Genomic DNA, 24,536 nt, shown 5'->3' with positions numbered 1-24,536 from the left:
TCATCTCTACGCTTGTGGGGAGGTAGCTATTTTTTTATGCTTATTTGCAAGGCGCTGCAATTTTTGCCAAGCAAATTGTAATTGCTGATGCAACTCTGCATTCGGTACCGCCTCTATGCCCATTTTTGGCATAACGACAATATCTAATACATTAGACTGCTGTTGATGCAGGCGAAAACTTTCGCGTGCAAGTCGTTTTACTCGATTTCTTTCATGTGCGCGGCGCACTTTTTTCTTAGCAACAACAATACCCAAACGGCTATTCGGCTGTTCGGAGATTTTTGCTAGAAATAAGAAATGGGGTTGATGCACTTTAAAAAGCGCACCATCGAACACACTTTTATAATCGGCAGCACAGTGTATTCGCACATCTGTGCTAAAGCCGTAAAGTGTTGTCATAACACCCAAGTCTTGACAGTCTTAACTGAAATTAAACAGTTAAGCTGTGACGACCTTTTGCACGACGACGCGCTAATACTTGACGGCCAGCTTTAGTAGCCATGCGAGCACGGAAACCATGAACGCGTTTACGTTTCAACTCAGAAGGTTGGAAAGTACGTTTCATATCGAAACTCCAAAAATGATCTTTCAGTAAAGGTTCGCGATTTTAGTGCTCATTGCTTGAGCTGTCAATGAAAAACACGCTTTCTTTCAAAATCTAGGCTGTGATACATCAAGATAATATAAGGATTAGAAATCAGTCAGAAAGTTTTAAATTAAAATATCCACAAACTAAATCATTGTATATATTAATTATTTAAGTTATCTTCAAGTTTACTCACAGATTTATCCACAATCTCGAATTTGTGAATTGGTTTTTATGAATTTAAATTTGAATTTAAACTAACCATCAAGTTATCCCCAGAATGGGTCGATCTTATAAATAAATTCAAATTTTAAAATTTAAATTTATTACTATTAGTGTTGATATTTTTTGTGGAAAACGTGTTTTTAGATTTAAAAAACAAATGATTATATTGTGGATAACGATGTTTTTATAATTTTGATAGTTTGTGGATAACTTTGTGCTACAATTTATCCACAGCTTGCGGATAAACTTATCCACACGTGATTTAAATTTAAATTTAAACTCAATTTGCGTTTTTTTGATCGATTTCGACTGATTTGTTCATGACAGATGTGGATAAGATGGTTAGAATGGCTGCCCGCTTAGGCGGGGTTAAATTATTTTTTTACGTACAATGGACTGAAATAGGGGTTTCACATGCTTTGGACAGACTGCTTAACTCGCTTGCGACAAGAGCTTTCAGGAAATGTCTATACAATGTGGATACGCCCACTGGTGGCAGAAGATGCAGGTGATAGTCTAAAACTCTATGCACCGAATCCGTATTGGACACGCTATATTCAAGAGCACCATTTAGAACTTATTTCAATTTTAGCGGAACAGTTGTCTGAAGGTCGGGTACGTAAAGTTGAGATTTTGGTCGATTCACGGCCTGGTGCAATTTTATCTGCAGCTGAGCAACCGGCAACAACCACCGCAGCTTTAGAGTCAACACCACAAGTGTCGGCACCGACTCGTCCTAAAAAAGAAAAAGAAGAGACGTCATCAAAGAATAACCGTAAGCGTCAGCTTAACCCATTATTTACCTTTTCCTTGTTTGTTGAAGGCCGTTCCAATCAGATGGCGGCAGAAACCTGTCGTAAAGTCTTGACGCAGCCCGGTGCTTCGCAGCATAACCCGTTATTTTTATATGGACCGACTGGTTTAGGTAAAACCCATTTAATGCAAGCCGTAGGTAATGCATTATTGCAAGCGAAGCCGAATGCACGTGTGATGTACATGACGGCTGAAAGTTTTGTACAAGACTTTGTGAGCTCGTTACAGCAAGGTAAGGTCGAGGAATTTAAGAAAAACTGTCGTTCGTTAGATTTGTTATTGGTGGATGATATTCATTTGTTGGCGGGTAAAGAGGCCAGCTTGGTTGAGTTTTTCTATACCTTCAACGCGTTATTAGATGAATCTAAGCAAATCATTTTAACCTCAGATCGTTATCCAAAAGAACTGACTGAACTTGATCCACGTTTGGTTTCACGTTTTTCGTGGGGCTTATCGGTGGGTGTTGAACCGCCTGATATTGAAACCCGTATTGAAATTTTACTGAAAAAAGCGGAAAGCAATGGGGTGGAACTTCCACGGAATTGTGCGTTGTTTATTGCTCAACAAGTGGTTGCCAATGTCCGTGAACTAGAAGGTGCGCTGAATAAAGTCGTAGCCATTTCTCGTTTTAAAGGCACCCCAATCGATCTAGATGTGGTGCGTGAATCGTTAAAAGATGTGTTGGCAATTCGTGCGCGCACCATCAGCACGGAAAATATTCAGCGTGTGGTCAGCGAGTATTTCCGTATTCCACTGAAAGAATTGATTGGTCCAAAACGTACACGCATTTATGCACGTCCACGTCAGTTGGCTATGGGGCTAGCACGTGAGCTGACAGGGGATAGTTTTCCTGAAATTGGTATGGCTTTTGGTAATCGTGACCACAGTACTGTGATGCATGCCTGTGAAAAAGTACAAAGCCTGCGTGAAGAAGATCCAATCTTCAATGAGGACTATAAAAACTTGCAACGTCTGCTGCAAAGTTAAGTCTTTTCGTTCAAATTCTGTTCTTGCAATGCGGTATATTCTGCCGCATAGTACACTGCTAAAAAATTAATTTATTTTGTCTGTCTTCAGTTTTTAGAGGAATGTATCGTGCGTTTAAAAATCGCGAAAGAAAGCTTACTGAATGTTCTATCACATGTCGTAGGAGCGGTTGAACGTCGCCATACCTTAAATATTTTATCCAATGTCAAAGTACAGGTAACAGAGCAAGCTTTGACCATTACGGGGTCGGATCTTGAAGTGGAACTGGTTGCAAGCACATCACTTACTGAAGGTGCATGTTTACAAGCAGGTGTGACGACTGTTCCTGCACGTAAATTGATGGATATCTGTAAATCATTACCGTCAGCGGCATTGATTGATTTGCAAATTACTGAAGATCAACGTTGTATTTTAAAATCTGGAAACAGTCGTTTTGTATTGGGTACTTTGCCTGCAGAAGACTATCCATTATTAACCACTGAAAATACTCAAGGCACTCAAGTCGGTGTGACTCAGCGTGAGTTAAAGCGTTTATTTGAGAAAACATCTTTTGCCATGGCGGTTCAAGATGTGCGTTTCTATTTGACAGGTACTTTGCTTGAAATTGATGAAAATCAATTGCGTGCAGTAACGACCGATGGTCACCGTTTGGCGATGTGTGAAACAGCGGCAAGCTCGAATGCGACACAAGCAATGCAAGCGATTGTTCCACGTAAAGCTGTAGGTGAATTGCAGCGTCTATTGAGTGTTGAAGACGAGCAATTATCGTTGTTGATTGGTCGTGAATTATTAAATGTAACGATTACCATTGCCAGCCGTGATAAAGAGCAGGGTGATATTACCGTACGTTTCACCACAAAATTGATCGATGGTAAATTCCCTGACTACCGCCGTGTGATTCCACGTGGTGGTGATAAAAATGTGCGCATTGCACATGATGTATTTAAACAATCACTACAACGTGTGGCGATTTTAAGTAATGAAAAATTGCGCGGCGTATTCTTGAAGTTTGATGCGGACACTTTACAACTTCGTGCCAATAACCCTGAACAAGATGAAGCGATCGAAGATCTCGCGATTCAATATGCTGATGCACCGATGGAAATGTCATTCAATGCACAGTACTTATTGGAAGTTCTGAATGTGTTGGATGGTGATGATGTTGCAATGACCATGACAGAAGCCAACCAATCTGTATTGGTACAAGATCCACAACAACAAGATCAAACCTATGTTGTGATGCCAATGCGTGTTTAATTCGGACTGACGTCTCAATTATTATGCATATCACGCGTTTACATGTAGAACGTGTTCGAAATTTAAAGACGGTTGCACTCTCTGGGTTGCAGCCGTTTAATGTCTTTTATGGGCAAAATGGTTCTGGCAAAACTTCTGTATTAGAAGCAGTACATTTGCTGGCAACCGGCCGTTCTTTTCGAACCCATATTCCGAAAAACTATATTCAAAATAATAGCCCTGACGCTGTTGTCTTTGCGCAGTCTGCAACAGACCGCATTGGTATGCAAAAAATGCAGTCGGGCGAGCAAGTGATTAAAGTCAATGGCGACCTTGTGGGGACACAAGGGCAGTTGGCTAAGATTTTACCACTACAACTCATCGACCCACAAAGTACCGATATTATTGATCATGGTGCGAAGCCACGACGTCAACTTTTAGATTGGTTGATGTTCCACGTGGAACCGGAGTTTTACCATGCATGGCAATATTATGCGCGGGCATTAAAACAGCGGAATAGTTTGCTGAAATCACGACGTCATTTGAGTTTGTCTGACCTAGAACCGTGGAACAAAATGCTCAGTGATTATGGTGAGATCTTGCATAGTCTGCGCAGTAATGTGGTGGAACAGTGGACGCGATATTTCCAACAAGATCTCCAAGCATTATTGCCGCATTTAACAGTGACATTGGAATATAGTGCAGGCTTTCATGCTGAAACAGGACTGCTGAATGATCTGACCAATCAGCACTTTAAAGACTGCGAACGTGGCTATACTGAGTATGGTCCGCACCGTGCAGATTTAAGGTTAAAAACCGCTATGGGGGATGCAGATGTTGTGCTCTCTCGTGGGCAAAAAAAGTTATTGATCATGGCGTTAAAACTGTCACAGATTGCAATGCTACATGCTTGTAATAAGGAAACTGTGGTATTATTAGATGATCTGACAGCAGAATTAGATTTAACCGCACAACAGCGTTTAATTGAGCGTTTAAGCCATCTTGGTAGTCAAGTTTTTATTACCACTTTAGACCATGATTCAGTGCAAAAACACTTACATGATTTATCTATTTCTTATCAATTATTCAAAGTTGAAAATGGTACGGTGCAGGCTGTTGTGCAATGAAATACCACCTTTGGATAGACCTATTTTTCACTAGGGAGAAACCATGAGTTCAGAAGATCAAGCTGCTTCTCAAACAGAACAAACCATAGAAAAAGCTTATGATTCCTCTAGCATCAAAGTATTACGTGGTCTAGACGCTGTACGTAAGCGTCCGGGCATGTATATTGGTGATACTGACGATGGTACTGGCCTACACCACATGGTGTTTGAAGTTGTCGATAACTCAATTGATGAAGCGTTGGCAGGTCATTGTGACGAGATCAATGTAACCATTCATGAAGATGAATCTGTAAGCGTATCGGATAACGGTCGTGGTATTCCTACCGACATTCACCCAGAAGAAGGTGTTTCTGCTGCAGAAGTGATTTTGACGATTCTGCATGCGGGCGGTAAATTTGACGATAACAGCTATAAAGTTTCAGGCGGTCTACACGGTGTAGGTGTATCCGTGGTGAATGCGCTTTCAAGCAAGCTCGAATTAACCATTCATCGTGCGGGTCAAATCCACCAGCAAGAATATAAACACGGTGATTCCGTGTATCCATTAAAAGTGGTGGGTGAGACAGATCGTACCGGTACACGTGTACGTTTCTGGCCAAGTGCTGAAACCTTCAGTCAAACGATTTTTAATGTCGATATTTTGGCACGTCGTTTACGTGAATTATCGTTCCTGAATGCAGGTGTACGAATTGTCCTACGTGATGAACGTATCAATTTAGAGCACGTTTATGATTATGAAGGTGGTTTGTCTGAGTTTGTAAAATATATCAACCAAGGTAAAACACATCTCAACGATATCTTCCATTTCACCACTCAAGCGGACAATGGGATTGGAGTTGAAGTTGCATTGCAGTGGAATGATTCTTATCAGGAAAATGTTCGTTGCTTTACCAACAACATTCCACAAAAAGATGGTGGTACGCATTTAGCGGGTTTCCGTGCTGCATTAACTCGTGGCTTAAACAGCTACATGGAAAGCGAAAACTTACTCAAAAAAGAGAAAGTGGCAGTTTCTGGTGATGATGCACGTGAAGGTTTAACTGCAATTGTTTCGGTGAAAGTGCCTGATCCAAAATTTTCTTCGCAAACCAAAGAAAAATTGGTGTCGAGCGAAGTGAAAACTGCGGTTGAGCAAGCAATGAATAAGTCGTTCTCTGAATATCTTTTAGAGAACCCACAAGCCGCTAAATCGATTGCAGGTAAGATTATTGATGCAGCACGTGCGCGTGATGCAGCGCGTAAAGCACGTGAAATGACACGTCGTAAGAGTGCGCTTGATATTGCAGGGCTGCCAGGTAAATTGGCCGATTGTCAAGAAAAAGATCCTGCGTTGTCTGAACTTTACTTAGTCGAAGGTGACTCTGCGGGTGGTTCTGCAAAACAGGGCCGTAACCGTAAGATGCAAGCGATTTTGCCACTTAAAGGTAAAATCCTCAACGTGGAACGTGCACGTTTTGACAAGATGATTTCTTCTCAAGAAGTGGGAACATTGATTACCGCTTTAGGCTGTGGTATTGGCCGTGAGGAATATAACCCAGACAAACTGCGTTATCACAAAATCATCATCATGACCGATGCCGATGTCGATGGTTCGCACATTCGTACGCTACTGTTGACTTTCTTCTTCCGTCAAATGCCAGAACTTGTGGAACGTGGATATATTTATATTGCACAGCCACCGTTGTATAAGCTGAAAAAAGGCAAGCAAGAACAGTACATTAAAGATAATGATGCACTTGAGACTTACCTGATTTCAAATGCAATTGATGAGCTTGAATTACACATCAGTGCAGAAGCACCTGCCATTCGTGGTGAGGCTTTAGCTGGTGTGATTGCGGATTATCAAACCTCTCAAAAGAGCTTGCATCGTCTTACTGTACGTTATCCTGCAAGTGTATTGGATGGCTTATTGGCAGTAGAAGGCTTTAAGTTAGATCAAGCAAATAACCAAGACTATGTACAGACTTGGGGTGAGCAACTACGTGCCAATATTGAGAAAACTCAGCCTAGCTTACGTCCTGAATTAAGCTTAGAAACGTTTGAGCATGAAGATACTGAAGGCAATAAGTCAGCGACCTATTTCCCGCGTATTACCATCTATGTTCATAATTTACCGCACCAATACTTGTTAGATTCAGGTCTATTGGGTTCAGGTGAATATGCGCGTTTACTCAAAAATTCGAAGAGTTGGTTCACCTTATTGGAAGAAGGTGCTTACCTACAAAAAGGCGAGCGCAAAATTCCAGTGAGCAGCTTCCATCAGGTTTGGCAAAACATCTTACAAGACTCACGCCGTGGCATGATGATTCAGCGCTATAAAGGTTTGGGTGAGATGAATGCTGAGCAGCTTTGGGAAACCACGATGGATCCTGAGAACCGTAACATGCTGCAAGTAACGGTACAGGACGCGATTGAAGCTGATCGTATGTTCTCTTGCTTGATGGGTGATGATGTGGAACCACGTCGTGCTTTCATTGAAGAAAATGCGTTAAATGCGGATATTGATGCCTAAATTCTGATTACAGAATCATTCAAAAAAGCACTCTTCGGAGTGCTTTTTTTTGTGTTATCTTAAATAAAATCGAATATTAAATCGCCAATTTGTGTTTTATAAAATTGACTTATTCTGATGCTAAGCTCAAATCTATTTGAACTTAGCAGCTAAAAATAAGAGGTCTATATATGATGGACAATCAACTTGAACACATTCGTGACATCTGGGTAAATGCATTTTTTACCGGAAATTATACCGTTCTTGCCAAATACGAAGATGAGCACTTTAAGGTGGTTTATGAGCAAGACGGGCGTGTCGAAAGTAATTATGTCCGCTATGAACGTATTGCACATGCAGTGAAGAATGGGGTTTGGAAACCACAAAAACCAGACGTAGAATTTGAAGAATATGAGTTTAATCGTGACCAAACTGAGTGCAAAATTTTAATTGGTTTAGCCGAAACACAGCAGCAAATACAGGAAATCTGGCATTTTGATCAGACCTGGAAAATACAAGAATTACGTTTTTTAAAGGCAAAAAAAGCCCATCCTTCTGCCTTATCTTAAACAATAAAAAGTTTAAATTGATGTCGTGAATGGAGATAAAATGCATCCATCTTGCAAATGTGGATAAGTTTTGTGAATTTTCACATTTAATAGTGTTCAACATCAAAGTCATTTATAATTGTGGATAACATCATTTAAAAATATTTATCCATAAAAAAGGTGGTTCGATATTTTGAATTTAAAAAATAAAAAATGAATTTAAAACTAAGATTTGAATTTAAAAATGGCTTTTGTGGATAACTGTGGTAATGAGTTTGATGTGAAGTATATTTTTTTGAATTCATTTACAAAATTAGGGTAAAAGCGATCGCTGAATTTTTAGATTCTTTCTGAATAGAAATGCCTTAACGATGCAATAACCAGTTGGATATGAACATTCGATTTTTTAAATATTTTTTAGATTTATAGTGTGATTATTATTGTGAAGTTTAAGTAAAAAATCGCCGTGGAACATTTAAATTTCACGGCGATTGATTTTTTGAGCTTAAGTTAGGTTTTCTTAATAATGCAAATCTAGGGTTTTGCTTTTTAAATTAAGCTTCAAAACTACTTTCCATTTCTTCTAATTCCATCATTAATTCAAGCATTTGCTCTTCGACAGATTCAAGTTTGGCTTTTAATTCTGTTTGCTCATTCATTAGTTTGAGTAAGTCATCTTTACGACTGGCTTCATATAAAGCACTGTCTGCTAATAATTCCTCGATTTCGTTTAAGCGTGGCTGAATTTTGCTGATTTGCGCTTCATTTTTTTCAATGTTTTTACGAATCGGGCGGGTCAATTCACGCTGACGTGCAGCTTCTTTACGTTGCGCTTCTTTATCGACTTTGGAAATCGTCGGTTTAGTTTCAACTTGAGATTTGATGGGAGTCGGGGCTTGTTGACTATTTTTCATCATGTCGATCCGTGCTTGACGCAGCCAATCGGCATAAGCCACGAGGTCACCATCAAATTCGCGACATTTCCCATGATGTACCAATAATAATTCGTCACAAACACTGGCAATCAATTGACGTTCATGCGAAACCAAAACCACAGCGCCTTCAAAGTCTTGTAATGCCATAGTTAGCGCATGACGCATATCAAGGTCTAAATGGTTGGTCGGTTCATCTAGAATTAAAACATTGGGGCGCTGCCAAACAATCAAAGCTAAAGCCAATCGTGCTCGTTCACCGCCTGAAAATCCTTCACTTGGCGTATCCATGCGTTCGCCACTAAAACCAAAGCTACCTAAGAATGAACGTAATACCGCTTCACTGATTTTTTTGTCAGCGATTCGAGATAATTGCAACATTGGGCTGGCATTGCCATCTAGAGCATCCATTTGATGCTGTGCAAAATAGCCAATATTTAACAGTTCCGAGGCTTTGCGCGTCCCTTGTAATAAGGGAAGGTCACCAACCAAGGATTTAATTAAGGTTGATTTACCCGCACCATTCATCCCGAGTAAACCAATGCGACTGTTTGGGGTAATCTGTAAATTCACATTGGTGGCAATCAGTTTGTCACCATAGCCAATATCGACATGTTCCATTTGTAACAGCGGCGAGCTCATTTTGGTTGGCTCACGGAAACTAAAGGTAAATGGCGTATCGACATGCGCGGCAGAAAGTTCCTGCATACGTTCTAATTGTTTAATACGGCTTTGAGCCTGCTTAGCTTTAGTCGCTTTGGCTTTAAAACGGTCAATAAATTTTTGGAGATGCGCACGAGTTTCGAGTTGTTTTTCATAGGCTTGTTGTTGTTGTGCCAAGCGCTCAGAACGGGTGCGTTCAAAGGTTGAATAGTTACCGGTGTAAAGCGTCAGCTCTTGATTTTCGATGTGTAAAATATGATCAGTCACCGCATCTAAGAAATCACGGTCATGTGAAATTAAGATCAGTGTGCCTTCGTAAGCTTTTAACCAATCTTCTAACCACAAAATCGCATCTAAGTCTAAGTGGTTGGTTGGCTCATCGAGTAATAACAGGTCAGAACGGCTCATCAGGGTACGCGCAAGGTTTAAACGCATACGCCAACCACCTGAAAAGCTTGAAACATTGAGCTGGGACTGATGTTCAAAGAATCCCAGGCCAGCCATCAGCTGTGAGGCTTTGGATGGAGCTGTATAGCCATGGATTTCATCAAATCGGCCATATAAGTGTGCCAATGCTTCATTGTCTAATTGTTCTGGATGTTCAAGTTTATGTTGTATATCCCAATATTCCTCATCGCCTGAAAGAACGAAATCAATCGCTTTCATATCCAACGCTTTGATTTCTTGTGCCATATGAGCGACGGTCCATACTGCAGGACGAGTTAAGGATCCGCCATCAGATTCCATTCCACCTAAAAGCGCAGAAAAAAGAGTCGATTTACCCGCACCATTTACACCGGTTAAGCCGATTTTCCAGCCTGGATGCAATTGCATAGATGCTTTTTGAAATAAAACACGCCCACCGCGACGAATGGAAAGTTGGTCTAACTGAATCATGGAACTAACTAAACAAGAAGAATGTGGGGCTATTCTAATGGATGGCTTTGCAAAAGAAAAAACAAAGCATCGCAACCATCTGAAAAAATGTGACAGATTCCACGTATTTAGGTATATTGAACGGGCTTTAGTATTAAAAAAATATTTCAAGTTATTGTTTTAAATGGATTAATAAAACATATTGGGAATATAAGAAATGAGAAAAGGAATTTTAATTTTATCGCTTCTTTCAGGTGTGATGTCTGCACAAAGCTATGCCAATCAGAAGGTTTGTGTGTTCGATTTACTTGGAAAAGCGGGGGAATCTTATAAGCTGATGGAAGAGTGGTCTCTGGCCAGTAAGGCATGGGGAGCACAAGTTCAACTGATTTCATATCAAGATGAATCCAAAGTCGATAAAGATTTTAAAGAAGGGAAATGTGACGCATTTTATATGACCTCGATGCGGGCACGTGCGTATAACAAATTTGCCGGTTCGATTGATGCCATTGGCGGTGTACCGAACAATACTATCGCACAAAAAGCCATTACCTATGTCTTAGATAAGCGGAACAGTAAGCGACTGATTACCAATTCAGGTAAAGATAGTTATGAAGTGGCAGGGATTGGGCAAATTGGTTCAGCCTATATTTTTGTCCGTGATCGCAATATCAATAATTTAGAAAAAGCTGAAGGTAAAAAATTTGCCATTTTGCATTATGACTATGCGCAAAAAGAGATGGTCGACCGTGTCGGCGCTGTGCCAGTCATGTCGGAAATTTCCAATTTTATTCGCAAATTTAATCAGGCCGAAGTTGAAATTGTGGCTGCGCCGGCTTATGCCTTTAAGCCACTCGAAATTTCAAAAGGCTTAGGCACTACTGGGGCGATGGTTAATTTTCCTGTGGTGAATGTCACGGCAGACCTGATTATTCGTAACAATAAATTCCCAGATGGTTTTGCTGAACCCTCTCGGCAATGGTTCGTTAAACAATTACCGAAAAGTTTTGCCATGGTAAAACGCATGGAAGCTGAAATTCCTGCCAAATATAAGATGAATCTCAGCAAAGATGATCAGTTGAAATATCAGAAAATTTTGCGTGAAGGACGGATGGATTTAACCAAACAAGGAATCTACGACTCCACCATGATGACGGTACTGAAAAAAGCACGTTGTACGATTGAGCGAACCAATTTTGAGTGTTCAGTGGCGGGTGAATAAGCTTTTTTCTGTATTTCTTTGTAAAGTTTCATAAAAAGGCTGTAAATGCAAAAAGCCTTTTTTGCATACAACATGATGATTATATTTATAATTTTGCCTTAAATAAAAAAGTGATATTAATCACAAAAAAACAGAATGTGCCAAAATGACATAAATAAATGGAGTAAATGCTCTATTTTTTTTAAATTAACTTGCTTAATATCGGCGTTGTGTAAGGACACCTCTGAACCATAAAAAGATTTGAAAGGAAAATAGAATGAAAAAAACGCTCCTATCATTGGCTACATTTGCTGCAATTGGCTTTGCTGGTTCAGCTCAGGCAGCAAAAGTAGATATCTGTGTATTTGACTTACTGGGTAAGTCAGGTGAGTCATACCAAATGGCTCAGGAATGGGCGCTTGCAGCAAAAGGCTGGGGTGCTGAAATTAACTTAATTCCGCGTCAAGATGAAGCAGTAGCCGACAATGATTTTAAAGCGGGTAAATGTGATGGCGTATTTATGACGGCAATGCGTGCTCGTCAATACAATAAATTTGCAGGTTCGATTGATGCGCTTGGTGGCGCACCGAGCAATGCAATTGCGCAACGTGCGATTACCTTTGCATTAGACCAACGTAATGCTGCAAAAATGGTCAGCAACCTAGGTGGTAAGAAATACGAAGTGGCGGGTATTGCTCCACTGGGTTCAGCATTCATCTTTGTCAAAGACAAAAAAATTGACTCAATTGAAAAAGCAGCAGGTAAAAAGTTTGCAGTATTAGGCTATGACGAAGCACAAAAAATTATGGTGCAACGTGTCGGCGCTCAAGCTGTGGTTTCAGATGTATCTAACTTTGTGGCGAAGTTTAATAATGGTCAGGTCGATATGGTGGGTGCGCCTGCGTATGCCTACAAACCATTAGAGATTTATAAGGGTTTAGGTACCAATGGTGCGATGTTTAACTTCCCAGTTTTACAAGTGACCGCGGACTTTATTATTCGTCCTGATCAGTTCCCAGCAGGCTTTGGTCAAAAATCTCGTGATTGGTTTGTGAAACATTTACCGAAGAGTATTGCGATGATTAACCGTTTAGAGGCGGGTATTCCTGCGAAATATAAACTTAACTTAAGTGCAGAAGATAAAACCAAATATCAAAAATTATTGCGTGAAGGTCGTATGGATATGACGAAACGTGGCATTTATGATGCGGGCATGATGTCAGTATTGAAAAAGGCACGTTGTTCTGTCGATAAAGCCAATTTTGAATGTTCACTTAGCGGCGAATAAACTGATATTTAAAGAAAAAAGCCTGGATTTATCCGGGCTTTTTTTCGCAAATGCACAGGTCATTTTCGCCATTGAGTCAGCAAAATATTCAGGTAATCTAAATTGAAATCGAGGGCTGTGAGTATATTTAATCATACTCCGCATGACCCAAAAATCAAAAAATGGTTAAAACAAAAACAGTAAAAAACAAGGAAAGTCAGTATGAAACAATGGACAAAGGCATTGAGTATTGCTGCTGCGTTAATGGCGGTGAATGGCGTAGCTCAAGCAAAGCAAGTGGTGTGTGTATTTGATTTGGTGGGTAAAAATGGTGATGTTTTTACCCTGATGAGAGATTACCAATTGGCGGCAAAAAACTGGGGCGCAGACATTGAGCTCCGCGTCAGTCAAAATGAAGCGGTGATTGCGGAAGATTTTAAAGCCGGTAAATGTGATGGGATCAGTGTCACAGGTATGCGTGGTCGTCAATTTAATAATTTTACCGGTTCTTTAGATGCGATTGGTGCAATTCCAGATTTGAAACTTGCGGTTAAAGTGATGCAAGGCCTTGCGAGTCCAACGTTTGCAAAGAGCATGGTCAATAGTAAATATGAAGTGGTAGGTGTGATTCCTGTAGGTGATGCCTACCTGTTGGTGAATGACCGTAGTATCAATACTGTCGCTAAAGCAGCAGGTAAAAAAATTGCGGTGCTTGATTATGATGAAGCGCAGAAAATTATGGTGCAACAGGTGGGGGCTCAAGCGGTCAGTGCTGACGTGACCAATTTTGGCTCTAAATTTAACAATGGTCAGGTGGATATTATTGGTGCACCTGCAGCGGTGTTTAAACCCTTGGAGTTACATAAAGGTTTAGGTAGTAAAGGTGCAATTGTTAATTATCCAATTTTACAAGTGACGGGTAATATCATTATTCGCCCAGATAAATTCCCAGCGGGATATGGGCAAAAATCACGTGATTGGGTCAAAACACAATTACCTCGTGCATTCACGATATTAGGCAAAATGAAGTCAGAAATCCCAGCTAAATATTGGATGGATGTTCCAACGGCAGACAAAGCTGGCTATCAAAAAATGATGCGTGAAGCGCGTATTGATTTGACTAAACGTGATATCTACGACAAGCGAATGATGAAATTATTATGGCAATTCCGCTGTAAACAAGACCCGAAAAACTTCGAATGTGCATTACAGGACGAAAACTATAAATAAGTTTTAAATGAATCTTGAGAAAAATACTCTGATTTAACTTTAAACTGTGAAGACTGACCATATATTGAGTATGTTATACTTGAAACATGGTCTTTTCTTTTTAAAGACACCCCAATGACTCAGAGGAATCCATCATGAATGCTCAAGCACTTGTGCTGACTGACAATGCTGCCAATAAAGTACGCCAATTGCGTGACAGTGAAGGTAATCAAGACCTCATGTTACGTGTATATGTGACTGGTGGTGGTTGTTCAGGTTTCTCATATGGATTTAATTTTGCAGAAAGCCAAAACGAAGATGATGCTGAATTTATCAATGAAGACGTGAAAATGTTGGTGGATTCACTTAGTTATCAATATTTAGTTGGTTCAACAGTCGACTATATTGAAGGTTTAGAGGGTTCTCGTTTTGTGGTACAAAACCCGAATGCGACAACCACGTGTGGATGTGGATCTTCATTCTCGATCTAATCACGATGATGAATTGAGCCATAAAAAAGCCCTCATTTTGAGGGCTTTTTTAATGTTTAAAATCGATATTAGGCTTCAAATTTTAGCGCTTCTAACAGATCTAAAATCACTGTGGTCACGTCTTGACTCAATTGATAATTATTAAAAATTTCATAAGCCGTAATGGTGATATCGGTATCACTCGGAAGCAGGCGTTGTTCTTCTTCGATGAGGTCACGGATCGGCAATAGGGTTTGTTTGACTTGTAAATGCAAGACATCTTTAAACTCAAGATTTTCGTCTTCGAGTTCGATGAGTTGCTCATTAAAAAATGGTAAAAGTACTGCATGGAGATAAGGTTGAATTTCGGTAATATCAAAAAGTTCAATATCACGGGTTTGTTCAATCGTGCTGATGTGGTCATTCACTTCAATTAAGATATGGTAGTAACTCACATTGCTCTCCACGGAAGATGTCATTGATATAAGGAAATTATTGCATATCAACAATAACATGAAATGCTGATTTTTGTTGGTGAATCCTGCAATATCCTTATAAATTGTATGGTTTTTTATGATCAGGGCACACTAGCGATAATACAGTAAGCTTTGGTCTGCTGGCATCAGTTTAAAGTTTTCTAATTGTTGCGCGCCCAAGATTGGGTACATTAATGCAGTAGGGTCATTATGGTGAGATAAGCCGAGAGCATGTCCGAGTTCGTGGGCAAGGGTGAGGCGTAAATCATCTTCGGCATCAAATTGATAAATCTGAATCTGATCGCCCATAAAGACACCTTTATGAAACTCTCGTGCAGGAAAGCGCTGACTGGCTTGTATCACGCCCGCATTATATTGATCGATTTGCTGGTTATAACTTGAGACTTGTTGGTTAAATTGATCATTTTGCTGATTAAATCGATCTATTTCTTGGTCTAATTGCATCGCTTGTGCTTTGACTTGCGCAAGTTCTTTTTCAACGCGTTGCATATTGGGGCCTTGCGCATGCTCGATTCGGCTCCAACCCATACGTTCTTGCGACAGTTGTACTATTTCAGCACGGATCATGGCTTGTTTTGATCGGAGCTGTTGCTCATTCATCTCCAGACCTTTTCTCGAATTTGCTAAGTTCTCGGCATATAAATCATTACGGGCTTTATCTGCGGCTAAGGTCTTTTGGACTTGCTTATAGGCATTGTATTGTTCTTGGCGGTCATCATAAATTAGATGGATCGCCAGTTGTGCATCTGGGTCATAGATAAATAACGGTTTGAGTGTCCCTTTATGCCATATCTCTGCGGCTTCTTGGCTAAGTTGAATGACTTGTTGTTGGCTTAATCCAAAACGCGGATCGACATCAGCAACCCGAAAGCGTAATCGTGTGTCAAAAGGATGGGATATTCGATCCCACGCAGAATTAAAGCGAAGCTGTGGATGGGATTTAACTTGAAACTGTAAATAAGCTAAATACAGTATCCCCACTGTTATGAGTGCTGAGACAAAGCGCATAGTAAATGAACACAATAATAGGGTTTTAATTTAGCTTGAATTTTGTCCACGTCATAGTCAAATATATACCATCTTGAAATTTTAGCATTGTCTTAACAACAGCATTAAGCTTTTTTTCCAGTTAATTTGGCTGGTAAATTGGATTTATAAATAAGAATGAATCCTATAGAGATAAATATGAAAAAAACCAATTCAATGAGATATTTGAAATTAAATCCATATTCTTTAACGTGTTCCAAACTATAGATCGATATTTCGAGTTTAAAACATTGAGCTAATGTATAAAAAATAATGCCGATAAATAGTGAGATAAATCCTAAGCTCCATGTGTAGCGCTGCTGAATATTAAACATATATAAAATTAGGCAACTTATGAGGAGTCCAAGTGTGAAGGCCGCATCTAGTCCCAAAATTTGTAGATAATTGAGAGGGGATAATAGTATGTTTGAAGGCAGAATGATTAATAGATTACCCATCGGATAATGCAACATCACGGACATTCCCGCAGCTAAATGCAACAGCTTGATAAAATTTTTCATGTAAATTATGTTTTATTTTAAAGATAATGAAAAATAACATAAAAAAACCGCGCTTTCGCGCGGTCTTTTTTTATTCACTCTTTCGAGTTAACTCAAAACGACAAATTATTTTTTGTCATCTTTAACTTCAGTGAACTCAGCATCTACAACGCCGTCATCTGCTTTTTGAGCTTGACCTTCAGCGCCTTGGAAAGCGTTAGGATCAAAACCTTCAGCACCGCCTTGACCTTGTGCAGCTTCATAAGCACGTTGAGTGATCGGCATAATGATGTTTTGAAGTGCTTCAGTTTTCGCTTTGATTGCATCTACATCGTTTTCTTTAGTCGCTGCTTCGAGCTCAGCTACAGCAGCATCGATTGCAGATTTCTCATCAGCAGTTACCTGTTCACCAAGATCTTTTACTGCTTTTTGAGCAGAAGAAACAAGTGCATCAGCTTCGTTACGTGCTTTCGCTAATTCTTCAAATTTACGATCTTCTTCAGCATTCGCTTCAGCATCTTTGATCATCGCTTCAATTTCAGCATCGCTCAAACCAGAGTTAGCTTTAATTTGAATTGATTGCTCTTTACCTGTGCTCTTATCTTTTGCAGATACTTTCAAGATACCATCAGCGTTGATGTCAAATGATACTTCAATTTGTGGTACACCACGTGGAGCAGGTGGAATATCGCCCAATTGGAAGTTACCCAACAATTTGTTTTGTTGAGCCATTTTACGTTCACCTTGGTAAACTGAAATGTCTACAGCTGGTTGGTTGTCTGCAGCAGTTGAGAACACTTGAGATTTCTTCGCAGGAATCGTGGTGTTTTTCTCAATGATCGCTGTTAACACGCCACCCATTGTTTCAATACCAAGTGTAAGCGGAGTTACGTCAAGAAGAAGTACGTCAGTTTTATCACCTGAAAGTACTGCACCTTGAATCGCAGCACCCATCGCTACAGCTTCATCTGGGTTCACGTCTTTACGTGGCTCACGGCCGAAGAACTCTTGTACTTTTTGTTGTACAAGTGGCATACGAGACTGACCACCCACCAAGATTACGTCAGAGATGTCAGAGGTTGAAAGACCTGCATCTTTAAGTGCAATCTTACATGGTTCAATTGTACGAGCAACCAATTCAGCAACTAAACCTTCAAGTTTAGAGCGAGTCACGTTGATCACTAAGTGTTTAGGACCAGTCGCATCTGCTGTGATGTATGGAAGGTTGATTTCTGTTGCATTCGAAGAAGAAAGCTCGATTTTTGCTTTTTCAGCAGCTTCTTTTAAACGTTGAAGTGCAAGCGGATCTTGTTTCAAGTTTACGCTTTGTTCTTTCTTGAACTCTTCAACCAAGTATTCAATTAATGCATTATCGAAGTCTTCACCACCAAGGAATGTATCACCGTTTGTAGACAATACTTCGATTTGTTGGTCGCCATCAAGGTCAGCGATTTCAATGATTGATACGTCGAAAGTACCACCACCTAAGTCGTAAACCGCAACTTTACGGTCGCCTTCTTTTTTGTCCATACCGAACGCAAGTGCAGCAGCTGTTGGTTCGTTGATGATACGTTTAACATCTAAACCAGCAATTTTACCTGCATCTTTAGTCGCTTGACGTTGAGCATCGTTAAAGTACGCAGGAACAGTAATTACCGCTTCAGTTACTGTTTCACCAAGGTAGTCTTCAGCTGTTTTTTTCATCTTTTTCAAGATTTCAGCAGAGATTTGTTGTGGTGCAAGTTTCTTGTCATTTACATCAACCCAAGCATCGCCATTGTCAGCTTTGATGATTTTGTAAGGTACAAGGCCGATATCTTTTTGCACAGCTTGGTCTTGGTACTTACGACCGATCAAACGTTTGATTGCAAATAATGTGTTTTTAGGGTTAGTCACTGCTTGACGCTTAGCAGATTGACCGACAAGGATCTCGCCATCTTTATACGCAATAATAGATGGAGTTGTACGAGCGCCTTCAGCGTTGTCGATTACTTTTACTTTGTCGCCTTCAAGTACTGCTACGCAAGAGTTTGTAGTACCTAAGTCAATACCAATGATTTTCGCCATTTGGATGTTTCCTCTAAAATTCTTTTATTCCCAAACTCTTCCCTTTCTCAAAGGGAAATAAAAAGGGATTTACTTGTTATCCGATATGAGAGCCAATCAAAAATTTTCAAGTAATATTGGTTAAAATTTTTAATTCGTCTCAGAAAATTTGGGTTTATGCACCAACCATAACCATAGCTGGACGTAATAGACGACCGTTTAAGCTATAGCCTTTTTGCAATACTGTCCCGATTTCATTCGATTTGGCATTTGGATCGATGCCCACAGCTTGGTGAAGATCTGCATTGAAACCATTTGCAGTATCCACAGCAACCACACCAAATTTTTCTAAAGTGCTGAGCAATGATTTCAGTGTAAGTTCTACACCTTCAGATAAACCTGATTTTTCATCACCTGCCGCAGCGATGGCACGTTCAAGGTTATCAACCGAATCAAGCAATTGTTTTGCAAATTTTTCCAGCACAGTGTCTTTATGCTTTTCAGATTCGCGTTGAATACGCTCTACACTTTTTTGCGCTTCATATACGGCATTTGCAGTACGTGCTTTTTCAAGTTTTAAGCTTTCTTCTAAATTGGTGATTTGTGCTTGTAAATCTTCAACTGAAACTTCAGCTTGCTCGTTTTCAGCTTGAGTTTGCTGTTCTGCTTGCTCTTGTTGAAGATCTTGAGCGTCTTGGTTTTGCTCAGTCGCCATTGATTTACTCCGTTTAAATGGGTTCTTAAACATGTTCAGTCCTTATAGCTGTGCGTTCAAACGACATCGATGCGTAACTGCCATGCGTTTTGAATTCATGATTAATAGAAGAAATCGGGGCAGGGGATAAAAATTCAAGCGAAGTCAGCGATTAAATGCAGTTTTTTATTCAAAAAAATGGTTTTTCAGCCAAATATCGACTGCAAAATTAAATTCTATGAAAATATAAATTATTGATTTAAATGTATAATCACATTTTGATCGGATTTATAGATTTTCATCATAAATTTTAACGGTTTCTCTTTGTGCCTGAAAATTTGCATAATTTATCTATCGGAAGTGACCATATCCACTGGAGAGAGGGATATGGTGACTACCTCTAGATTTTAGAAACACTTTTCCATGCTGATTTCCCAAGAATCAGCATTTTTTTTGCCTCAAAAATAGTGGTTAATATTTATACATAAAAACTCTTAGTATCAGTTTTATTAAATATTTCACAAAAAATGATCAGCACAGTATTCTTTGTTTCAGATTCTATCGCTGTAGTTTCCGAATTTATTTCGAATGTGTTTTTCATGGCCTGCTTCTCTCATAAGCAGGCTTTTTTTTGCATGAAATTTATAAAAACAGCCACTTAAGTAACTGAGCTGCAAGTTTTGTTGGTCTTTGTTGTATTCAAAAGCTCTGATCACGCTTTATTTAAAACTATTTATATTTATTTTATTAATAAAAAACAAAGCACTTGAGTTAAATAAATGATGTAAAGCCTCAAAATGAATGAAAACTGCCTGATTAATAAAACGTTTCATAAGCTGTACCGTGCCTCGTACAAAGTACAACTTAGAAGGTGGGAACTTCACAGAATTATTTTCCATTATGACGCGGGCAAAGTTGAGCTTTGCTTTTAATGATTCAATGAAGGAAATAATGAAGATGAAAAAAATTGGTTTATTCGCTGTTGCAGTTTTAGGTTTTGGTTTAGCTGCGGTAGGTTGTACGTCTCAAGAAACTGTAGAATCTCCAGAAACCGCACAAGTAACGTCTGCAACTGAAGCATCTGTAACAACAGAGCAATCGGGTGCTGTGGTTCAAGCAGATCCATCAGCTCAAGGTGCTGAAGTTCAATCTGCACCACAACCTACAGTTCAGCAATAAGATTGTTTCATGCTCTCGGACCTGTAACAACAGGCAGTCAAGAATAGACAGAAGATAGGATGCCTCTTCTGTCTATTTTCTTTTCTATTGCTTTTTATATTACCTTTTCGATTTTTAGCGAGCAAAAAAAAGCCCATCATGTAGATGAGCTTTTTACTTCTAACCGATCTGCAAAAAGCATCAATTAACGGCGATTTTCCCACGCGCGACGACGTTCTTCAGCCGCTTTACGTTGTTGATCTGATGCCTTTCTTAAATCTTGAATATTTTTTTTGCGCTCTTGCTCAATTTGTTTTCTACGATCTTGACTGGCTTTACGGCGCTGTTCTTCTAAGCGCTGACGCTCTTTGCTGACTTTTTGACGATCTTGTTCAGCACGTTTACGACGTTCAGCTTCAGAGTATTTACGCTGTTGCTCTAGACGTTGACGTTCGAGTTCGTTTTTACGACGATCCCACTCTTGTTGATTTTTACGATTCTGTTCCCAGTTACGCTGGTCAAGTTGCTGCTTTCTACGTTCGAGCTCTAAACGATTACGTTGTTGTTGCTGACGTTCCCATGTACGGCGGTCTTGTTCATAACGACTGTCGTAACGGCGATCATAACGATTGTCATAGCGTCGATCATTATTATCATAACGGCGGTCATAACGTCCATCGTAGTAACCATCTTCAGGGAATGCTACGCAGCCTACAGCCAAAAAAGCAGTCGCAAAAGACAGAAGGATGATCTTTTTAGCCATGGTGAGTATCCTTTATCGAGAATGGGTTAGCATAATCAACCCATAAAACTTGGGTAAATTGTCAATGACAACTCTATAAAAGAAGATTAGCTTAACTAGGTTTGTACTATGTATGTCGATGTTGAGACTTATATGTGAATATGGTCACATTTGACCTAGATCATGTAGAAAGTATGAAGAGCATAATTCGAAGGATAGAGCATGTTTGCATTGAATGAATCACTTAAAAATATGAAAGATAAAGGCCAAGGTACGGCTGCTCGGTTACTTGATCGTCTTCCTAACTTTGCCAAAGAAAGCCTCGCAAAACGTCTCGATTATCCGTTTATTTTTCCAGAATTAGATCCGCTGGTGAAATGCATGATGGCGGCTCAACTCAAGCAAGGTAAGTCAGGCTTTGTGACCGAAGACTATGTGAAGTCTCGTAAATTATTTGATTTACAGATGGAGTCGATCAAGACCAAGCCGACCTTTGTGAAACAAGTGCAAGATATACGTCTACCTTTACAAAGTGCAACGCTGTTTGCGCGTCATTATCATCCTGCTCCAAATAAAAAATTACCGATGATCGTGTTTTATCATGGTGGTGGTTTTGTGGTGGGTGGTTTAGACACGCATGATGAAGTTTGTCGTTTATTGGCTGTGCATGCCAAAACACAAGTTTTAAGTATTGATTATCCTTTAACACCAGAAGCCAGCCCAGCTCAATTAATGCAAAGTTGTGAAGATGCATTGGCTTGGACTTATCAAAATAGTCGTCAGTTTAAAATTCTAAAAAATCGAATTGCGGTGGCAGGGGATAGTGCAGGCGGCAATATTGCTACTGCGGTTGCACAGCGCAGTGCTCAAAAAGTTTTTGCCCCGCAAGCTCAGCTATTAATTTACCCAGTAGTGGATTTTAAGAGTCGCCACCCATCTTTCTATGCGTATAAAGATGGTCTGGTTCTGACTGAAAAAGATATTGATGTCGTAACCGCTTTATATGCGGAACAACATGCAGTGGCCTTGGATGATCCATTAATTTCACCGACCTATGGAAAATTGGCAGGTATCGCACCCGCGTATATCGTGACGGCAGGGCATGATGTTTTACATGACGAAGGTGAAATTTATTCGCATAAACTCCGTCAGCAAGGGGTGAAAGTGTTTTATCAAGAATATACCGATCAAACCCATGGTTTTATCAATTTAACCCCGGTTTCGCACCGAGCTAAAAAATACGTGATTGAGATCAGTACGAAGTTCCGTAAATTTTGGGATAAACGTAGCTAATCATTCCTTTATATAAAGTAAACCCAGTGTTTCACGTGAAACACTGGGTTTTTATTTATTAGGTTATTTATCTTGGATTTTTGCAGCAGGAAAAACGAGGCTAAATTCTGGGACATAAAAGCTTTGCAATAATCGTGCTTCAGAAAAATTTGGAAAAATGTCCTGTGTGTTGTGCCATTCTACCTGTTTCAGTTTAGAGAGCCGTCCACGAAACTTCGGTGAAAATTGATAACGCTTACCTTCCCACGCTTGTCTGATTTGCAACATCGCTACAGGGATATGATGACTATTAATATAGAAAGAACGCTGTAAACGTGATTTTTTTAAACGGATCTGCATCTTTTGTTGTTCAACTTCTATAGTACAGACCACTTCATTGTCATGTTGTTGCCATTCAAACTTTGCCAACTCTTTAGGAATACCCCAGAGTTTTTGACCATGAATGACAGAGATATCTGTCGAAACATAAATCTTAGGAATCGAACTTAACCTTTTCTTACTCCATAAAGGGTGATCTAAAATCAGCAATTCGTCATAAGGGCCCACAGGTGAATCATGGTATCGGACCAATAACACCTGAACCACACGACCCAAAGCTGATGTCGCTAAACGGAACATCTGCGCTTGTTGGATAAAACTCGGAGAGATCCAATAATTCAAAATAAAAGCATCGCCACGCAGTTGCCAAGGCGGTAAATGTGTCAATGCAGTGTCCGACGGTATTATTTGCGTCATCATTGTTCTCGTTTTAATAATGGCAGAATAATTACTTTTTAATCATCAAAGACTAATATACAGTCAATAACAAGTACGAGATCAACCAGAAGAGTTAGCAAATGTTAAAACAGATTTTATTTACCGCAGCACTTGGCTGTGTGAGCTTAAGCAGTTTTGCTGCCAATACTATTGTCGAAATGAAAACCTCTCAAGGCAATATTGAAATTGAGCTATTCAATGACAAGGCACCTATCTCAGCTAAAAACTTTGAAAGCTATGCAAAAGAAAAATTTTATAACGGCACGATCTTTCATCGCGTGATTCCTGGATTTATGGTTCAGGGTGGGGGCATGGATGTCAAAATGCAGGAGAAGCCAACAAAAGCGGCTATTAAGAATGAATCAAGTAATGGCTTGAGCAATAAGCGCGGCACATTGGCAATGGCACGGATGAATCATCCTGATTCAGCAAGTAGTCAGTTCTTTATTAATGTTGCAGACAATGACTTTCTCAATAAAAGTGCAATGAATGCGGGATATGCTGTTTTTGGTAAGGTCACTAAAGGTATGGATATCGTCGATAAAATCGTAAAAGTTCCAACTGCGAACTATGGAATGCACCAAAATGTCCCTGTAAACCCAGTGGTTATACAGAGTGTGGTGATTAAAGCAGCACCTGTAAAAAACTAAGCACACAAAATAGGAAAAATATTTTACATGATATTTGTAATAAATATCATGTATTTATGTGAGTAAAGTGTGTTTTTTTGAACCATAATGGTGCATAAAAATAAAACACTCGTGTTCTTTGTGAGTGAAAAGCACTTGCACGTGTAAGAAATTGCCCTATAATGAGCACCATACCGACGAGATAGACGGAAACGAACGAAACGCGAAGCGTTGAGTTGTTGAGTTTATCGAAGTCCAGCTTCTAGCATTGACGAGATGTTAGAAAGATCATTAAGAGATTATGAAGAACAACTTGTGTGGATTTTTACTGGTTGATTGATCGAAATTATTTTCATTGATTGATGGTAGAAATTACTCGAAGTTTATTTGAGCAAATTTTTGTCAGTAATTGATGAGCCAAGATTGGTACACTATATGTACTATTGATTTTAAACTGAAGAGTTTGATCATGGCTCAGATTGAACGCTGGCGGCAGGCTTAACACATGCAAGTCGAGCGGGAATAGGTAGCTTGCTACCGATTTCTAGCGGCGGACGGGTGAGT

General features: G+C 39.7%; 21 protein-coding genes and 1 rRNA gene. 13 read left to right on the top strand and 9 right to left on the bottom strand.

Going from position 1 to position 24,536, the window contains the following annotated elements:
• Positions 1-6: 6 nt before the first annotated feature.
• Entirely contained in the window at positions 7-399 is a 393-nt protein-coding gene (rnpA, locus tag FTU79_RS14365; protein WP_078189509.1) for a ribonuclease P protein component, read from the bottom strand.
• Between the two features lie 31 nt (positions 400-430).
• On the bottom strand, positions 431-565 hold the full coding sequence (gene rpmH / locus FTU79_RS14360; RefSeq protein ID WP_000831329.1) for a 50S ribosomal protein L34: 135 nt from the start codon (positions 563-565) through the stop codon (positions 431-433).
• A gap of 660 nt (positions 566-1,225) precedes the next feature.
• On the opposite strand from rpmH, the gene dnaA reads away from it, so the two are divergent.
• The 5 genes from dnaA to FTU79_RS14335 all read left to right on the top strand — a co-directional run bounded on the left by dnaA (position 1,226) and on the right by FTU79_RS14335 (position 8,034).
• Positions 1,226-2,611: a chromosomal replication initiator protein DnaA gene (gene dnaA, locus FTU79_RS14355; RefSeq protein ID WP_168379515.1), complete on the top strand. Its 1,386-nt coding sequence runs from the start codon at positions 1,226-1,228 to the stop codon at positions 2,609-2,611.
• 108 nt (positions 2,612-2,719) lie between these two features.
• Positions 2,720-3,868 carry a DNA polymerase III subunit beta gene (dnaN, locus tag FTU79_RS14350; RefSeq protein WP_168379516.1) on the top strand — a complete coding sequence of 383 codons (1,149 nt, stop codon included), beginning with the start codon at positions 2,720-2,722 and terminating at the stop codon, positions 3,866-3,868.
• A 23-nt stretch (positions 3,869-3,891) separates the two neighbouring features.
• The gene (gene recF / locus FTU79_RS14345) at positions 3,892-4,974 is read left to right on the top strand and encodes a DNA replication/repair protein RecF (RefSeq protein ID WP_180009130.1); all 1,083 of its coding nucleotides are present in this window, start codon (positions 3,892-3,894) and stop codon (positions 4,972-4,974) included.
• Positions 4,975-5,017: 43 nt separating this feature from the next.
• Complete coding sequence (gene gyrB / locus FTU79_RS14340; protein WP_180005501.1) at positions 5,018-7,486, top strand: DNA topoisomerase (ATP-hydrolyzing) subunit B; 2,469 nt, start codon at positions 5,018-5,020, stop codon at positions 7,484-7,486.
• Between the two features lie 170 nt (positions 7,487-7,656).
• Positions 7,657-8,034 (top strand): hypothetical protein, encoded by a 378-nt coding sequence (locus tag FTU79_RS14335; RefSeq protein WP_180009124.1) that lies wholly within the window; start codon positions 7,657-7,659, stop codon positions 8,032-8,034.
• A gap of 533 nt (positions 8,035-8,567) precedes the next feature.
• Here FTU79_RS14335 and FTU79_RS14330 read toward each other — a convergent pair.
• Entirely contained in the window at positions 8,568-10,505 is a 1,938-nt protein-coding gene (locus tag FTU79_RS14330) for an ATP-binding cassette domain-containing protein (RefSeq protein WP_180050916.1), read from the bottom strand.
• Positions 10,506-10,701: 196 nt separating this feature from the next.
• Between FTU79_RS14330 and FTU79_RS14325 the strand changes: the two genes are divergently transcribed.
• The 4 genes from FTU79_RS14325 (at position 10,702) to erpA (ending at position 14,652) form a co-directional block, all read left to right on the top strand.
• On the top strand, positions 10,702-11,706 hold the full coding sequence (locus FTU79_RS14325; RefSeq protein WP_180022815.1) for a putative solute-binding protein: 1,005 nt from the start codon (positions 10,702-10,704) through the stop codon (positions 11,704-11,706).
• Positions 11,707-11,962: 256 nt separating this feature from the next.
• A complete protein-coding gene (locus tag FTU79_RS14320) occupies positions 11,963-12,973 on the top strand; it encodes a putative solute-binding protein (RefSeq protein WP_180005536.1) in 1,011 nt (336 codons plus the stop codon).
• 201 nt (positions 12,974-13,174) lie between these two features.
• The gene (locus tag FTU79_RS14315) at positions 13,175-14,182 is read left to right on the top strand and encodes a putative solute-binding protein (RefSeq protein WP_180005535.1); all 1,008 of its coding nucleotides are present in this window, start codon (positions 13,175-13,177) and stop codon (positions 14,180-14,182) included.
• 134 nt (positions 14,183-14,316) lie between these two features.
• A complete protein-coding gene (gene erpA / locus FTU79_RS14310; protein ID WP_078189499.1) occupies positions 14,317-14,652 on the top strand; it encodes an iron-sulfur cluster insertion protein ErpA in 336 nt (111 codons plus the stop codon).
• Positions 14,653-14,720: 68 nt separating this feature from the next.
• Here the strand turns inward: erpA and FTU79_RS14305 are convergent, their stop codons facing one another.
• The 4 genes from FTU79_RS14305 to grpE form a co-directional block, all read right to left on the bottom strand.
• On the bottom strand, positions 14,721-15,098 hold the full coding sequence (locus FTU79_RS14305; protein ID WP_180005534.1) for a hypothetical protein: 378 nt from the start codon (positions 15,096-15,098) through the stop codon (positions 14,721-14,723).
• Positions 15,099-15,218: 120 nt separating this feature from the next.
• A complete protein-coding gene (locus FTU79_RS14300; RefSeq protein WP_180050913.1) occupies positions 15,219-16,136 on the bottom strand; it encodes a matrixin family metalloprotease in 918 nt (305 codons plus the stop codon).
• A 644-nt stretch (positions 16,137-16,780) separates the two neighbouring features.
• Positions 16,781-18,721: a molecular chaperone DnaK gene (gene dnaK / locus FTU79_RS14295; RefSeq protein ID WP_078194438.1), complete on the bottom strand. Its 1,941-nt coding sequence runs from the start codon at positions 18,719-18,721 to the stop codon at positions 16,781-16,783.
• A 154-nt stretch (positions 18,722-18,875) separates the two neighbouring features.
• The gene (gene grpE, locus FTU79_RS14290; RefSeq protein ID WP_078189495.1) at positions 18,876-19,415 is read right to left on the bottom strand and encodes a nucleotide exchange factor GrpE; all 540 of its coding nucleotides are present in this window, start codon (positions 19,413-19,415) and stop codon (positions 18,876-18,878) included.
• A gap of 936 nt (positions 19,416-20,351) precedes the next feature.
• Between grpE and FTU79_RS14285 the strand changes: the two genes are divergently transcribed.
• Positions 20,352-20,573 carry a hypothetical protein gene (locus FTU79_RS14285; RefSeq protein WP_257224324.1) on the top strand — a complete coding sequence of 74 codons (222 nt, stop codon included), beginning with the start codon at positions 20,352-20,354 and terminating at the stop codon, positions 20,571-20,573.
• A gap of 184 nt (positions 20,574-20,757) precedes the next feature.
• Here FTU79_RS14285 and FTU79_RS14280 read toward each other — a convergent pair whose 3' ends face one another.
• Positions 20,758-21,315, bottom strand: coding sequence for a hypothetical protein (locus FTU79_RS14280; RefSeq protein WP_180022965.1), 558 nt, complete (start codon positions 21,313-21,315; stop codon positions 20,758-20,760).
• A 201-nt stretch (positions 21,316-21,516) separates the two neighbouring features.
• Between FTU79_RS14280 and FTU79_RS14275 the strand changes: the two genes are divergently transcribed.
• A complete protein-coding gene (locus tag FTU79_RS14275) occupies positions 21,517-22,587 on the top strand; it encodes an alpha/beta hydrolase (RefSeq protein ID WP_180027164.1) in 1,071 nt (356 codons plus the stop codon).
• Between the two features lie 63 nt (positions 22,588-22,650).
• Here FTU79_RS14275 and FTU79_RS14270 read toward each other — a convergent pair whose 3' ends face one another.
• A complete protein-coding gene (locus FTU79_RS14270) occupies positions 22,651-23,322 on the bottom strand; it encodes an acetoacetate decarboxylase family protein (protein WP_180050966.1) in 672 nt (223 codons plus the stop codon).
• Positions 23,323-23,423: 101 nt separating this feature from the next.
• Here FTU79_RS14270 and FTU79_RS14265 point away from each other — a divergent pair, with 101 nt between their 5' ends.
• Both FTU79_RS14265 and FTU79_RS14260 read left to right on the top strand, forming a co-directional pair.
• Positions 23,424-23,993 carry a peptidylprolyl isomerase gene (locus FTU79_RS14265; protein ID WP_180005529.1) on the top strand — a complete coding sequence of 190 codons (570 nt, stop codon included), beginning with the start codon at positions 23,424-23,426 and terminating at the stop codon, positions 23,991-23,993.
• Positions 23,994-24,423: 430 nt separating this feature from the next.
• A 16S ribosomal RNA gene (locus tag FTU79_RS14260) occupies positions 24,424-24,536 on the top strand; the annotation flags it as partial.

This window comes from Acinetobacter sp. YH12144 (assembly GCF_013418345.1).
Classification (GTDB): domain Bacteria; phylum Pseudomonadota; class Gammaproteobacteria; order Pseudomonadales; family Moraxellaceae; genus Acinetobacter; species Acinetobacter amyesii.
Note: the sequence above shows the minus strand (reverse complement) of the source record. Positions and strands in the feature narration are given on the sequence as shown.

Bases quoted from the DNA above. Each gene is read 5' to 3' on its own strand.
- dnaK (WP_078194438.1), bottom strand. From the start codon at position 18,721: ATGGCGAAAATCATTGGTATTGACTTAGGTACTACAAACTCTTGCGTA.
- rnpA (WP_078189509.1), bottom strand. From the start codon at position 399: ATGACAACACTTTACGGCTTTAGCACAGATGTGCGAATACACTGTGCT.
- FTU79_RS14320 (WP_180005536.1), top strand. From the start codon at position 11,963: ATGAAAAAAACGCTCCTATCATTGGCTACATTTGCTGCAATTGGCTTT.
- rpmH (WP_000831329.1), bottom strand. From the start codon at position 565: ATGAAACGTACTTTCCAACCTTCTGAGTTGAAACGTAAACGCGTTCAT.
- FTU79_RS14270 (WP_180050966.1), bottom strand. From the start codon at position 23,322: ATGACGCAAATAATACCGTCGGACACTGCATTGACACATTTACCGCCT.
- FTU79_RS14315 (WP_180005535.1), top strand. From the start codon at position 13,175: ATGAAACAATGGACAAAGGCATTGAGTATTGCTGCTGCGTTAATGGCG.
- dnaA (WP_168379515.1), top strand. From the start codon at position 1,226: ATGCTTTGGACAGACTGCTTAACTCGCTTGCGACAAGAGCTTTCAGGA.
- FTU79_RS14280 (WP_180022965.1), bottom strand. From the start codon at position 21,315: ATGGCTAAAAAGATCATCCTTCTGTCTTTTGCGACTGCTTTTTTGGCT.
- FTU79_RS14330 (WP_180050916.1), bottom strand. From the start codon at position 10,505: ATGATTCAGTTAGACCAACTTTCCATTCGTCGCGGTGGGCGTGTTTTA.
- erpA (WP_078189499.1), top strand. From the start codon at position 14,317: ATGAATGCTCAAGCACTTGTGCTGACTGACAATGCTGCCAATAAAGTA.
- FTU79_RS14335 (WP_180009124.1), top strand. From the start codon at position 7,657: ATGATGGACAATCAACTTGAACACATTCGTGACATCTGGGTAAATGCA.
- grpE (WP_078189495.1), bottom strand. From the start codon at position 19,415: ATGGCGACTGAGCAAAACCAAGACGCTCAAGATCTTCAACAAGAGCAA.
- FTU79_RS14275 (WP_180027164.1), top strand. From the start codon at position 21,517: ATGTTTGCATTGAATGAATCACTTAAAAATATGAAAGATAAAGGCCAA.
- FTU79_RS14285 (WP_257224324.1), top strand. From the start codon at position 20,352: ATGAAAAAAATTGGTTTATTCGCTGTTGCAGTTTTAGGTTTTGGTTTA.
- FTU79_RS14325 (WP_180022815.1), top strand. From the start codon at position 10,702: ATGAGAAAAGGAATTTTAATTTTATCGCTTCTTTCAGGTGTGATGTCT.
- gyrB (WP_180005501.1), top strand. From the start codon at position 5,018: ATGAGTTCAGAAGATCAAGCTGCTTCTCAAACAGAACAAACCATAGAA.
- FTU79_RS14265 (WP_180005529.1), top strand. From the start codon at position 23,424: ATGTTAAAACAGATTTTATTTACCGCAGCACTTGGCTGTGTGAGCTTA.
- FTU79_RS14300 (WP_180050913.1), bottom strand. From the start codon at position 16,136: ATGCGCTTTGTCTCAGCACTCATAACAGTGGGGATACTGTATTTAGCT.
- recF (WP_180009130.1), top strand. From the start codon at position 3,892: ATGCATATCACGCGTTTACATGTAGAACGTGTTCGAAATTTAAAGACG.